The organism is Agromyces sp. NPDC056523, from assembly GCF_042794545.1.
GTDB lineage: Bacteria > Actinomycetota > Actinomycetes > Actinomycetales > Microbacteriaceae > Agromyces.
This window is the reverse complement of sequence record NZ_JBHTTM010000005.1, coordinates 117,653-129,105: the sequence shown is the minus strand read 5'-3', so window position 1 is coordinate 129,105 and position 11,453 is coordinate 117,653. Positions and strand designations below refer to the sequence as shown.

At 71.9% G+C, this 11,453-nt stretch carries 11 protein-coding genes and 1 riboswitch; of the genes, 5 read left to right on the top strand and 6 right to left on the bottom strand.

Annotated features, from left to right (window positions below):
• Positions 1 to 126 precede the first annotated feature (126 nt).
• The gene (locus tag ACFQ58_RS15995) at positions 127 to 891 is read left to right on the top strand and encodes a CPBP family intramembrane glutamic endopeptidase (RefSeq protein WP_376952158.1); all 765 of its coding nucleotides are present in this window, start codon (positions 127 to 129) and stop codon (positions 889 to 891) included.
• Here the strand turns inward: ACFQ58_RS15995 and ACFQ58_RS15990 are convergent.
• Positions 837 to 1,307, bottom strand: coding sequence for a hypothetical protein (locus tag ACFQ58_RS15990; protein ID WP_376952157.1), 471 nt, complete (start codon positions 1,305 to 1,307; stop codon positions 837 to 839). The genes ACFQ58_RS15995 and ACFQ58_RS15990 overlap by 55 nt on opposite strands.
• A 152-nt stretch (positions 1,308 to 1,459) precedes the next feature.
• Between ACFQ58_RS15990 and ACFQ58_RS15985 the strand changes: the two genes are divergently transcribed.
• On the top strand, positions 1,460 to 1,672 hold the full coding sequence (locus tag ACFQ58_RS15985) for a hypothetical protein (RefSeq protein WP_376952156.1): 213 nt from the start codon (positions 1,460 to 1,462) through the stop codon (positions 1,670 to 1,672).
• Positions 1,673 to 1,697: 25 nt separating this feature from the next.
• Here ACFQ58_RS15985 and ACFQ58_RS15980 read toward each other — a convergent pair whose 3' ends face one another.
• From ACFQ58_RS15980 to gcvT, 5 genes are all read right to left on the bottom strand, one after another.
• On the bottom strand, positions 1,698 to 2,396 hold the full coding sequence (locus ACFQ58_RS15980) for an anti-sigma factor family protein (protein WP_376952155.1): 699 nt from the start codon (positions 2,394 to 2,396) through the stop codon (positions 1,698 to 1,700).
• Positions 2,393 to 2,899, bottom strand: a complete 507-nt coding sequence (locus tag ACFQ58_RS15975) for a sigma-70 family RNA polymerase sigma factor (RefSeq protein ID WP_376952154.1) — start codon at positions 2,897 to 2,899, stop codon at positions 2,393 to 2,395. Before ACFQ58_RS15975 ends, ACFQ58_RS15980 begins: the two co-directional genes overlap by 4 nt.
• 72 nt (positions 2,900 to 2,971) lie before the next feature.
• Positions 2,972 to 5,869, bottom strand: a complete 2,898-nt coding sequence (gcvP, locus tag ACFQ58_RS15970; protein WP_376952153.1) for an aminomethyl-transferring glycine dehydrogenase — start codon at positions 5,867 to 5,869, stop codon at positions 2,972 to 2,974.
• A gap of 55 nt (positions 5,870 to 5,924) precedes the next feature.
• A complete protein-coding gene (gcvH, locus tag ACFQ58_RS15965) occupies positions 5,925 to 6,296 on the bottom strand; it encodes a glycine cleavage system protein GcvH (protein WP_376952152.1) in 372 nt (123 codons plus the stop codon).
• A 77-nt stretch (positions 6,297 to 6,373) separates the two neighbouring features.
• Positions 6,374 to 7,552 carry a glycine cleavage system aminomethyltransferase GcvT gene (gcvT, locus tag ACFQ58_RS15960; RefSeq protein ID WP_376952151.1) on the bottom strand — a complete coding sequence of 393 codons (1,179 nt, stop codon included), beginning with the start codon at positions 7,550 to 7,552 and terminating at the stop codon, positions 6,374 to 6,376.
• 156 nt (positions 7,553 to 7,708) lie between these two features.
• Positions 7,709 to 7,813, bottom strand: a riboswitch (glycine riboswitch).
• A 336-nt stretch (positions 7,814 to 8,149) separates the two neighbouring features.
• Between gcvT and ACFQ58_RS15955 the strand changes: the two genes are divergently transcribed.
• The 3 genes from ACFQ58_RS15955 (at position 8,150) to nadA (ending at position 11,453) form a co-directional block, all read left to right on the top strand.
• Positions 8,150 to 9,097, top strand: a complete 948-nt coding sequence (locus ACFQ58_RS15955; RefSeq protein ID WP_376952150.1) for an endonuclease domain-containing protein — start codon at positions 8,150 to 8,152, stop codon at positions 9,095 to 9,097.
• A 182-nt stretch (positions 9,098 to 9,279) separates the two neighbouring features.
• Complete coding sequence (locus ACFQ58_RS15950; protein ID WP_376952149.1) at positions 9,280 to 10,047, top strand: NUDIX domain-containing protein; 768 nt, start codon at positions 9,280 to 9,282, stop codon at positions 10,045 to 10,047.
• A complete protein-coding gene (gene nadA / locus ACFQ58_RS15945) occupies positions 10,044 to 11,453 on the top strand; it encodes a quinolinate synthase NadA (protein ID WP_376952148.1) in 1,410 nt (469 codons plus the stop codon). The genes ACFQ58_RS15950 and nadA overlap by 4 nt, the downstream gene beginning before the upstream one ends.

The window sequence follows — 11,453 nt, the reverse complement described above, 5'->3', positions numbered from 1 at the left end:
TTCGAGCCGCACAAACCGGATCCCGGAACCGTTACCGAGGCGCAACCTACGGCAGGGCTCCTGCTCAGATGAGCAGGCCGGGACGCACGAAACTTGCGTCGACGCGGCCCGTGCGAGGATTGCCGCATGACCTCGGTGAGACGCCTGCGCATCGAGGTCGCGATCGTGCTCGCCCTCTCGCTCGGCGCCTCGGCCGTCTACTCGATCGTCTCCATCATCGGCCGCGTCACCGACGAGCGCCCGCTCGGGCAGCAGAGCGCCGCGCTGAACCAGTCACGCTCAGCGCGGGAATGGCTGGACTTCACGTACCAGTTCCTCGACGTGGTGTTCGGGCTCGCGGTCGTCGCCCTGGTCCTCTACCTGCTCTGGCAGCCGGGCCGGAGCCCGTTCCGGCGGATCGGCTTCGACCTCACGCGCCCCGGGCGCGACGCGGCATCCGGCCTGCTGCTCGCCGCGGTGATCGGGGTCCCCGGCCTCGCCCTCTACGCGGCCGGACGTGCGCTCGGCTTTACGGTCGCCGTCGTGCCGCAGCCGCTGGACGCGTACTGGTGGACCGTTCCGATCCTGGTCCTCGCCGCCCTCGAGGCGGCGCTCACCGAGGAGCTCATCGCCGTCGGCTACCTGTTCACCCGCCTGCGCGAACTCGGCGTCGGGCCGTGGGCGACGATCCTGTCGAGCGCCCTGCTCCGCGGCACGTACCACCTGTACCAGGGCTTCGGGGCCTTCGTCGGCAACGCCGTGATGGGCATCGTGTTCGGCTGGGCCTACACGCGATGGGGTCGCACGATGCCGCTCGTCATCGCGCACTGGCTGCTCGACATCGTGTCGTTCGTCGGCTACCCGCTCGCGGTCGGCTTCTGGCCCGGCCTGTTCGCGCCGCCCGAGAGCTGAGGCGCGGCGGGCTCGACCGGTCGGGTCGACGGATGCCGCGGGCGCGGCGCCTCCGCCACGTGACGCCCTCGAGCGAGCGCGACGACCGTCGCCGGCATCGGCGGCAGCACCTCTTCCGGCGGCTCGACCCGGAGGTCGGAATCCGCCGCCCGGACGCGTGCCCCGTCGATCCAGCTGCGTCGGCTGGGCGTGCAGACGGTCGACATCGTCTCCATGCCGATGAAGCCGCCGCCCCGGGCGAGGTCGCTGATCGCGTCGGCGCGCCGGAGGGCCTCGGCCAACGCAGGATTCCGGCGTTCGACCAGCCCGGCCCGCTGCTGCAGCCCGAGCGAGGCCGATCCGGCCAGTGTGCACCCCACCATCACGCCGACGAAGGCGATCGTCGCGATGGCGGCGACGAAGTCCATCGGGACCATGCGCGCACCCCCTAGTGCGAGAGAACCTCAGTGTACTCCCGGGCGGGCTCGAGGGGAGGGCCCGGATCCCGCTCATCCTCCACTTGGCGAGCATGGGTCCGGACCGTGGCGATCCGCGGTCCGCGACACCGGACGCAGGGAGAGACGACGACATGCACCTCGCACACGCCATTGCGGCCGGCGGACTCGCCGCGCGCGCCACGAACCGCCGAACCACGCCCGACGTCTCGGAGATCGGCGACGCTCGCGACCGGGCGATCGCACGTCGGACAGCCGCGGTCGACGCCGCGTCTCGCGTCGTCTACACGGAGCGCGGACGGCACGCCGCGCCGAGTCCGATCCGGCCGCGTCCGGCCGGCGCCTGAGCGTCCCGCGCCCGGGCGCGGGCGCTCAGTCGACGTCCGCCCAGAGGAGCACGTCCCCGCTCCCGACCGCGCGGATCTCGAGCGAGACGATCTCATCCACGGTCAGTGCCGTTCCGGCCTCGAGTCGAGCGGTCGCGCCCGGCAGCGCCCGCCAGCTCGACACCTCGCTGCGCACGCCCTCGCGATCGACCACCACGAGGGAATACGGCCAGCCCTTCGCATGACCGTCGTCCGCCGGCTCGGCGTCGTAGGTGCAGTCGAGCTCGATCCTGGTTCCCCAGTCGACCGGGCTCAGGACGGCCGAAGCCGAGACCGGCACGTCGGCGCGCGACTCGAACGCGATCGCCTCGCGCTCGGTCGCGGGTCGCATGAGCGCGAGCGGCACGGCCACCGCAGCGATCACCACGACGGCCGCGGCGGCCGCCAGCACGACGCGGATGCGCGTCCTCCTCCGGCTCCGCCGCCGCCCCTCCCGCCGAACGGCGTCGAGCAGTTCCGGCCGGGGCGCAGGTGCGTCCACCGCGTCCTCGACGAGGAGCGCCTCCGCGCGGTCCGCCGCGAGTCGGGCCAGCAGCCCGGGCATCGGCGCGAGCTCGGCGACGGAGCGGCGGCACACCTCGCACGTCTCCAGGTGCGACTCGTAGTCGCGGCGCTCCCCCGGCGCGAGCGCGCCGAGCACGTACGCCGAGTCCCAGTCGGCGTAGCGGGCGTGATCCGAGTTCATCGCGTCACCCCCTTCTCCTGGAGCGCGAGCCGCAGCGCCCGCAGCCCGTAGTGGAGGCGCGACTTGACCGTGCCCTCGGGGATGCCGACACGACGGGCGACCTCGGCGATGCTGCATCCGCCGTAGTAGGCGTGGACGATCACGGCACGGTGCTCCAGGTCGAGGCCCGCGAGCGCCTCCTCGATCAGCAGGGCTTCGAACAGCGCGTCCGTGCCGTCGCTCCGCCCGGGGTCGGGCAGCTCGGCCATGCCGATCTCATGGCGACGGCGCGCACTGCGCGCCTCGTCGATGACCAGGTTCCGGGCGACCGTGAACATCCACGACCGCGTCGACTCGGGCTCCTGCTCGAGGATGCGCGGGCTGCGCCAGGCTCTGAGAAGGGTCTCCTGCACGATGTCGTCCGCCCCGGACGGGTCGCCGGTCAAGTGCACGACGTAGCGCCAGAGGGATGGCGCGTGCGCGTCGTACAACGCGGCGAGCCGCTGATCGTCCTCGGGCGGCATCCCTCACCTCCTGCTGCGACAACGAGATGGAGCCCTGCCGGGTTCAGTCCTTCACTCCGCGACCCGGGACGTCTACGCGAACGCCTCGATCGGCGGGCACGCGCACACCAGGTTGCGGTCGCCGAAGGCCTGGTCGATGCGGCGCACCGGCGCCCAGTACTTGGCGCGCACCAGCGTGTGCACCGGGTACACGGCCTGCTCGCGGGTGTACGGGTGCGTCCACTCCCCCGCGATCACCGACTCGGCCGTGTGCGGCGCGTTGCGGAGCGGGTTGTCGTCGACCGGCCACTCGCCGCGGCCCACCGCATCGGCCTCGGCCTTGATCGCGATCATCGCCTCGATGAAGCGGTCGAGCTCGGCGAGGTCCTCGGACTCGGTCGGCTCGACCATCAGCGTGCCGGCGACCGGGAACGACATGGTCGGCGCGTGGAAGCCGTAGTCGATGAGCCGCTTGGCGACGTCGTCGACCGTGACGCCGGTCTCGGCCGTGAGCGGACGCAGGTCGAGGATGCACTCGTGGGCGACGAGGTGGTTCTCGCCCGTGTAGAGCACCGGGAAGTGGTCGCGCAGGCGCGCGGCGACGTAGTTCGCCGCGAGCACCGCGGTCGCGGTCGCCTGCTTCAGCCCCTCGGCGCCCATCATGCGCACGTACGCCCACGAGATCGGCAGGATCGACGGGCTGCCGTAGGGCGCCGCCGACACCGGCCCGCCGCCGTGGGCGACACCGCCGGCGTGGTCGGCACGCTGCGCCATCGGGTGGCCGGGCAGGTGCGGTGCGAGGTGCGCCTTGGCCGCAACCGGGCCGACGCCCGGACCGCCGCCGCCGTGCGGGATGCAGAACGTCTTGTGCAGGTTGAGGTGCGACACGTCGCCACCCACGTCGCCGAAGCGCGCGAAGCCGAGCAGCGCGTTGAGGTTGGCGCCGTCGATGTACACCTGGCCCCCCGCGTCGTGCACGGCCTGCGTGATCGACTTGACCTCGTGCTCGTACACGCCGTGCGTGGAGGGGTAGGTGATCATGAGGGCCGCGATGTGCTCGGCGTGGTCGGCGATCTTCGCCCGCAGGTCGTCGAGGTCGACATTGCCGAGGTCGTCGGTCGCGACGACTACGACCTTCATGCCGGCGAGCACCGCGGAGGCCGCGTTCGTGCCGTGGGCGCTCGACGGGATGAGGCACACGTCGCGTTCGGCGTCGCCGTTCGCGAGGTGGTAGCCGCGGATCGCGAGCAGGCCGGCGAGCTCGCCCTGACTGCCCGCGTTCGGCTGGAGCGACACCGTGTCGTAACCGGTGACCTCGGCGAGCCAGCTCTCGAGCTGCTCGATGAGGCCGAGCGTGCCGACCACGTCGACCTCGGGCGCGAACGGGTGGAGATTCGCGAACTCGGGCCAGGTGACCGCCTGCATCTCGGTCGCCGCGTTGAGCTTCATGGTGCACGACCCGAGCGGGATCATGCCCCGGTCGAGTGCATAGTCGCGGTCGGCCAGCGACTTCAGGTAGCGCATCATCTGCGTCTCGGACTGGTGCGTGTTGAACACCGGGTGCTCGAGGTACGACGAGGTGCGGCGCAGCGACTCGGGCAGGCTCGCGGCCAGTTCGCGCAGCGAGACGGGCACCTCGAGGCGCGGGTCGAACCCGAACGCCTCGACGACGCGCGAGAGCTCGTCGGCCGTCGTGGTCTCGTCGACGGCGATGTGGACGGTCGCCTCGTCGGCCTCCCAGAGGTTGAGGCCGAGCTCGCGAGCGCGCTCCACGACGTTCTTCGCGAGGCCGGGCACGTGCACGTGCAGCGTGTCGAAGTACGCGTCGTGCGCGAGGGTCAGGCCGAAGCCCGAGAGCGCGTCGGCGAGCGCCTTCGCCTTGGCGGCGGTGGTCACCGCGATGTGCCGGATGCCGCGGGGCCCGTGGTAGACCGCGTACATCGACGCCATGACGGCGAGCAGCACCTGCGCGGTGCAGATGTTCGAGGTCGCCTTCTCGCGGCGGATGTGCTGCTCGCGCGCCTGGAGGCTGAGCCGGTAGGCCGGGTGGCCCGCGGCATCCTGCGAGACGCCGACCAGGCGGCCCGGGAGCTGGCGCTCGAGGCCCTTCCGCACCGCCATGTAGCCGGCGTGCGGCCCGCCGAAGCCCATGGGCACGCCGAAGCGCTGCGAGGTGCCGACCGCGACGTCCGCACCGAGCTCGCCCGGGCTCGTCAGGAGCGCCATCGCAAGGAGGTCGGCGGCGACGACCGCCAGCGCGCCCTGCTCCTTCGACGCGGCGATCACGGACGCCGGGTTCCACACGCGGCCCGAGGCGCCCGGATACTGCACGAAGACGCCGAAGTGCTCGCCGAGGGCCGCGACATCCGTCGTCTCGTCGAGGTCGGTCACGACGAGCTCGATGCCGACCGCGTCGGCGCGCGAGCGCAGGAGCGCGAGCGTCTGCGGCAGTGCGTCCGCGTCGACCACGAACCGGTTCGAGCGGTTCTTCGATCCGCGGCGCGCGAGCAGCATGCCCTCGACGACCGCCGTGCCCTCGTCGAGCATCGAGGCGTTCGCCGTGTCGAGCCCCGTGAGGTCGGACACCATCGTCTGGAAGTTGATGAGCGCCTCGAGCCGGCCCTGCGAGATCTCGGGCTGGTACGGCGTGTACGCCGTGTACCAGCTCGGGTTCTCGAGCACGTTGCGCTGGATCACGGCCGGCGTGATCGTGCCGGAGTAGCCCAGGCCGATCATCGACGTGCGAACGGCGTTCAGGTCGGCGAGCTCGCGCAGCTCGGCGATCGCCTCGCGCTCGGTCGCGGCGGGCGGGATCACCGAGTCGACGACCTCGTGCATGCGGATCGCGGAGGGCACCGCGGCGTCCATGAGGGCGTCGAGCGAGTCGTAGCCGAGCGCGGCGAGCATCCACTCGTGGTCGCGCGGAGTCGTGCCGATGTGACGGCGCCCGAAGGCGTCGATGTCGAAGGCCGTGGAGTTGCTGGTCGTCATCGTCTTCCTGGTTCGTTCAGTGGTCGAGGAGCGGGCGCGGCCCGCGCCGCGAGTCCTACTCGCCCGTGAGGGCGCGGTACTCGTCGTGGCTGAGGAGCGTCGGGAGCGACGCGGCGGACACCTTGAGGAGCCATCCGTCGCCGAAGGGGTCGCTGTTGACCAGTTCGGGCGTGTCGACGACGGCCTGGTTCGACTCGACGACCTCGCCGTCGACCGGGGCGAACAGCTCGCCGACCGACTTCGTCGACTCGATCTCGCCGACGACCGTGCCGGCCGTGATCGCCGTGCCGGCGGAGGGCAGGTCGACGTACACGACGTCGCCGAGCTTCTCGGCGGCGTAGTCGGTGATGCCGATCGTGACGGTCTCGCCGTCGACCTTCACCCACTCGTGCTCGGCGGTGTACTTCAATTCGCTCTGGTCGGTCATGGGGTGCTCCTCGGTGTCGTGGTGGTGTGGCCGGGTCGTCGGCCGGTCGCGGGCGGGTGGGCGGGGCGCGTCGGCGCTCAGGAGCCGCGCTTGTAGAACGGCAGGGCGGCGACGGATGCCGGGACCCGCGTGCCGCGGACGTCGACGTACAGCTTCGCGCCCGGCTCCGAGGCATCGGGCGAGACGAACGCCATCGCGACCGGGTGGCCGAGCGTCGGCGAGAGCGCGCCGGACGTGACCTCGCCGATCTCGCGGGCGTCCTCGCCCTCGCCGTCGAACACGGCGTAGCCGGCGCGCGGGGCGCGACGCCCCTCCGCGGTCAGGCCCACGAGCACGCGGGCGCCGTCGGCGGGCCCCTCCTCGACGGCCTCGCGGCCGACGAAGTCGCCCTCCTTGGTCAACGCGACGACGCGGCCGAGGCCGGCCTGCACCGGCAGGATGTCGCGGCTCAGTTCGTGCCCGTACAGCGGCATGCCCGCCTCGAGCCGCAGCGTGTCGCGGCTCGCGAGCCCGCACGGCACCACGCGCGGTCCGCCGGTCTCGCGGAGCGCGTCCCAGAGCCGCTTCGCACGGTCGGGCGCGACGTACAGCTCGAAGCCGTCCTCGCCCGTGTACCCGGTGCGAGCGATGAGCACGGGCGTGCCCTCGAACTCGGCGGCGATCGCGCGGTAGTACTTGAGCGCGGCGACCGCGGCGATGAAGTCGTCGCCGTCGTTGCCCGGGCCCTGGATGCCGAAGCCCTCGGTCTGCTGCAGGACCTCGAGCGCGTCGGGCCCCTGCAGCGCGATGAGCGCGACGTCGTCGGACTCGTCGAACACGTCGGCCTCGAACGGCGCGGTGCGGTTGCGCAGCTCTTCGGCCACGACCTCGCGGTTCGACGCGTTCGCCACGACCATGTAGCGGTCCTCGCCGGTGCGGTACACGACGAGGTCGTCGATCACGCCTCCGTCGCGCGCGAGCAGCAGCGAGTACTTCGCCTGCCCCTCGACGATGGCCGAGAGCTTGCCCGCGAGCGCGTAGTCGAGGGCGTCGGATGCCTCGCGGCCGACGACCACGATCTCGCCCATGTGCGACAGGTCGAACAGGCCGGCGTGCTGCCGGACCGCGTGGTGCTCGGCGAGGTCGCTGGAGTAGCGGACGGGCATCTGCCAGCCGGCGAAGTCGGTGAAGGACGCGCCCTCGGCGCGGTGCACCTCGTCGAGGGGGCTGCGTCGTTCGGTGGTGCCGGGGTCGGTGGTGGTGCCTGCGTCGGTCACGAGTTCTCCAGGATCGCGCGGATCGCGCGGCGGACGCCGCTCGAGAACTCCCCCTCTGTCATGGGCCTGAGAGCTTCGCGCCGCGCCCGTGGGGAGCTGTGCTTTCACCTTCGGCGGGATGTCGCGAGCCCGCGACATCCGCTTTTCAGAGTCGGCCTCGTCATCGCGGTGATGCGACCTGAGAGATTGGCGGGGAGGCTTGCTCCTTCGGTGCCGGCCTGCTCCGTCGAACGGAACGGCCGGCTCTCCCGCGATGCGTCGATGGCCCGGTATGCGGTTGTGGGGGCAGTCTACAGGGCGCGCGCGCCGCGCGAACCGCGCACGCTGTCGGCGCCCAGCTCCGCTCCCGTTCGCCTGCCCCTCCCCTGTCTTCTCCCTCCCCGGGTTGTTCTCGCCCATCGCCCTCCTCCCTTCTCCCTCCTCTCCTCCCGGCGCCCTCCTCCTCCCTCCGCCCTCCTCCCTCCCGATCCCGAGTACTCCGCAGTGCACCACGCCTCCAGGCACCTCCGGCGTGGTGGACTGCGGAGCACGTCCCGGCCCGATCCGGCATGTGGATGGATTCCGCAGCGGAATCGTCCACGCGGGCACGCTGGGCGCATGCCGAGCCCTGCCCTGCTGCCTCCCGAGATCGTCCGCAGACCCGGATTCGCCGTGCATCGCGCAGTCGAGCTCGGAGCGACGCGACGCCGGCTCGAGGCATCCGACCTTCGCACCCCGTTCCGTGGATCGCGCCTCCAGGTCGACGCGCCCCCGGGCCTTGCGTCGCTCGCCATGGCATACGCCGCCCGGATGCCACCGACCCAGTTCTTCAGTCACACCACCGCAGCGCGACTCAACGGCGTCCCGCTTCCCGGCCGCATCGAGGACGACCGCAGGTTGCACGTCTCCGTCATGGGCGGCGATGCGCAGCCGCGTGTGCGCGGAGTGATCGGCCACCAAGTAGAGCAGTCCAGGACGAAGGTGATCACGGGAGGCGGCATGCGGATGACCGATCCCGCGACGACGTGGTGCCAGCTCGCCCGATACGTCGGGCTGGAGGATCTCGTCGCGGCCGGAGACCACCTGCTGACGGTGCGGGACCTCGGCGGTCGACGCGACTCCTATACGAGCGTGCCGGCGTTGACGCACGCGGCGGCCGCGCACCGCGGATCGACCGGTATCGCGCTCCTCCGCGAGGCGCTGCCCCTGCTTCGGCCGGGGCCGCTCTCGCGGCGCGAGTCGCTCCTGCGCGTGCGGATCGTGCGCGCCGGCCTACCGGAACCGGTCGTCGCCCATCGCGTGGTCGAGCCCGCGCTCGACGGGTACGAGCCGACGGTCGACCTCGCGTATCCGGAGTACCGGATCGCGATGGAGTATGAGGGCGATCACCATCGCGATCCCATCCAGTTCCGCCGCGATATCGCCCGCTACGAGCGGTTGCAGGATGTCGGGTGGATCGTGATCCGCGTCACGGGCGATGATCTCCCAGACGTCCCGACCGCATCCTCGGCACGGATGCTGGATCGCATCGCCGACCGCCTCGAGCGACGCGGATGGCGCCACTGACCTCGCCGCGATCTCCTCCGCAGTCCACCACGCACGGAGAAGCGTGCGCCGTGGCGGACTGCCGAGTATTCGCCCTGAGCTGTGCGGCGTCATCTGATTTGGGTTCGTGTCAGGGTGACTGTAAGCTGGGCATCGACGACTTAGCGTCACGGTGACTCTAAGCAGACGGAAGGGACGAGCGGATGTCGCAGCACGACGCGCAGGCGCGCCTGGCCGTCTCGACGGTCATCTTCGCGATCTCGCCCGAGTCCGACGGCGACGGCGCCGTGCGGCCGAGCCTGCGCATCCCGCTCGTCCGACGCCTGCGCGAACCCGGTCTCGGGCGCTGGGCGCTCCCGGGCGGATGGCTCCCCACGCACGAATCCCTCGAGGCCGCCGCGGGCCGCACGCTCAACGAGACCACGGGGCTGTCGCCACGGTACCTCGAGCAGCTCTACACCTTCGGCGAACCCGACCGCTCCCCCGGCGAGCGCGTCGTGTCGGTCGTGTACTGGGCGCTCGTGCACTCCGACGAGGTCGAGCGCGCGGTGTCCGACGACAACGTGCGCTGGTTCGACGAGGACGACCTCCCCGAGCTCGCTTTCGACCACGCCGCCATCCTCGTCTACGCCCTCACCAGGCTGCGCACCAAGCTCGAGTACTCGCGCATCGCGCACGCGCTGCTGCCCGAGACCTTCACCATGGCCGACCTCCGCGGCGTGCACGAGGCCGTGCTGCGTCGCCGCCTCGACCCGGCGAACTTCCGCCGCACCATGGAGGCGACGGGCACGCTCGTCGACACCGGGCGGCGACTCGCCGGCACACGGCACCGACCGCCGGCCCTGTACCGCTTCGACCCCGCCCACTCCCCCGCGGCGCCGCCCTCACCGGCGCCCGCGGCGCTGCGCCACGCGGCATCCGCCCTCGAAGGCCCTCGACCCGGCACCGACAGCAAGGACATCCCGGAATGAGCACCACCCTGCCCGTCACCACGCCCCGCAGCGACGACGCCACGCGCGCCGCGGCATCCGTCGACCGCGCCATCCGGCTCATCACGACCGGATCGGCCGCCGGCACGACCTGCACGCCCGACCTCGCGAAGGCGCCGTGGGAGTTCGACCGCGGGCCGGCCGGCTACGGCCCCGGCTCGTCGATGGGCGACGTCATCCCGACCGGGTCACCGCGCCAGGGCTCGCTGCCCGAGGAGTACCGGCGCGCGAGCGATGACGAGCTCGACGAGCGCATCCGCGCCGCGAAGGCGACGCTCGGCGACCGGGTCGTGGTGCTCGGCCACTTCTACCAGCGCGACGAGGTGGTGCAGCACGCCGACTTCACGGGCGATTCGTTCCAGCTCGCGAACGCGGCGAAGACCCGGCCCGACGCCGAGGCGATCGTGTTCTGCGGCGTGCACTTCATGGCCGAGACGGCCGACATGCTCTCGCGCCCCGACCAGGCCGTGATCCTGCCGAACCTCGCCGCCGGCTGCTCGATGGCCGACATGGCCGACGAGTCGAGCGTCGAGGAGTGCTGGGAGCAGCTCGAGGAGGTCTACGGCGACCTGACGGCGACCGACGCGTCCGGCCGAGTGCCGGTGATCCCCGTCACGTACATGAACTCGTCGGCCGCGCTCAAGGGCTTCGTCGGGCGCAACGGCGGCATCGTCTGCACGTCGTCGAACGCGAGGACCGTGCTCGAGTGGGCGTTCGAGCGCGGGCAGCGCGTGTTGTTCTTCCCCGACCAGCACCTCGGCCGCAACACCGCGAAGGCCATGGGCGTGCCGCTCGAGGCCATGCCGATGTGGAACCCGCGAAAGCCCCTCGGCGGCAACAGCGCGTCGGAGTTGGAGGACGCCCGCGTCCTCCTGTGGCACGGCTTCTGCTCGGTGCACAAGCGGTTCACGGTCGACCAGATCGAGCGGGCGCGGGCCGAGCACCCGGGCGTGCAGGTCATCGTGCACCCCGAGTGCCCGATGCCGGTCGTCGACGCCGCGGATGCCGCCGGCTCGACGGACTTCATCGTGAAGGCGATCCAGGCGGCGCCGGCCGGCTCGACCTTCGCGATCGGCACCGAGATCAATCTCGTGCAGCGGCTCGCCGCCGAGCACCCCGAGCACACGATCTTCTGCCTCGACCCGGTCGTCTGCCCGTGCTCGACGATGTACCGCATCCACCCCGGCTACCTCGCCTGGGTGCTCGAGGAACTCGTCGCGGGGCGGGTGGTGAACCGCATCGAGGTCGCCGACGAGGTCGCCGAGCCGGCGCGCGTCGCGCTCGAGCGCATGCTCGCGGCGAAGCCGCCCGCCTCGGTGCCGGTGCCGGCGGGGTCGACGATCGCGGCGGCGTCGGATGCCGCGGCCGGCGCGGTCGCGAGGGCCTGA

Excerpts from the sequence above, each read along its gene's own strand:
- ACFQ58_RS15980 (WP_376952155.1), bottom strand. The coding sequence starts at position 2,396 with ATGAACTCGGATCACGCCCGCTACGCCGACTGGGACTCGGCGTACGTG.
- ACFQ58_RS15950 (WP_376952149.1), top strand. The coding sequence starts at position 9,280 with ATGTCGCAGCACGACGCGCAGGCGCGCCTGGCCGTCTCGACGGTCATC.
- gcvH (WP_376952152.1), bottom strand. The coding sequence starts at position 6,296 with ATGACCGACCAGAGCGAATTGAAGTACACCGCCGAGCACGAGTGGGTG.
- ACFQ58_RS15955 (WP_376952150.1), top strand. The coding sequence starts at position 8,150 with ATGCCGAGCCCTGCCCTGCTGCCTCCCGAGATCGTCCGCAGACCCGGA.
- nadA (WP_376952148.1), top strand. The coding sequence starts at position 10,044 with ATGAGCACCACCCTGCCCGTCACCACGCCCCGCAGCGACGACGCCACG.
- gcvP (WP_376952153.1), bottom strand. The coding sequence starts at position 5,869 with ATGACGACCAGCAACTCCACGGCCTTCGACATCGACGCCTTCGGGCGC.
- ACFQ58_RS15985 (WP_376952156.1), top strand. The coding sequence starts at position 1,460 with ATGCACCTCGCACACGCCATTGCGGCCGGCGGACTCGCCGCGCGCGCC.
- ACFQ58_RS15975 (WP_376952154.1), bottom strand. The coding sequence starts at position 2,899 with ATGCCGCCCGAGGACGATCAGCGGCTCGCCGCGTTGTACGACGCGCAC.
- ACFQ58_RS15990 (WP_376952157.1), bottom strand. The coding sequence starts at position 1,307 with ATGGTCCCGATGGACTTCGTCGCCGCCATCGCGACGATCGCCTTCGTC.
- ACFQ58_RS15995 (WP_376952158.1), top strand. The coding sequence starts at position 127 with ATGACCTCGGTGAGACGCCTGCGCATCGAGGTCGCGATCGTGCTCGCC.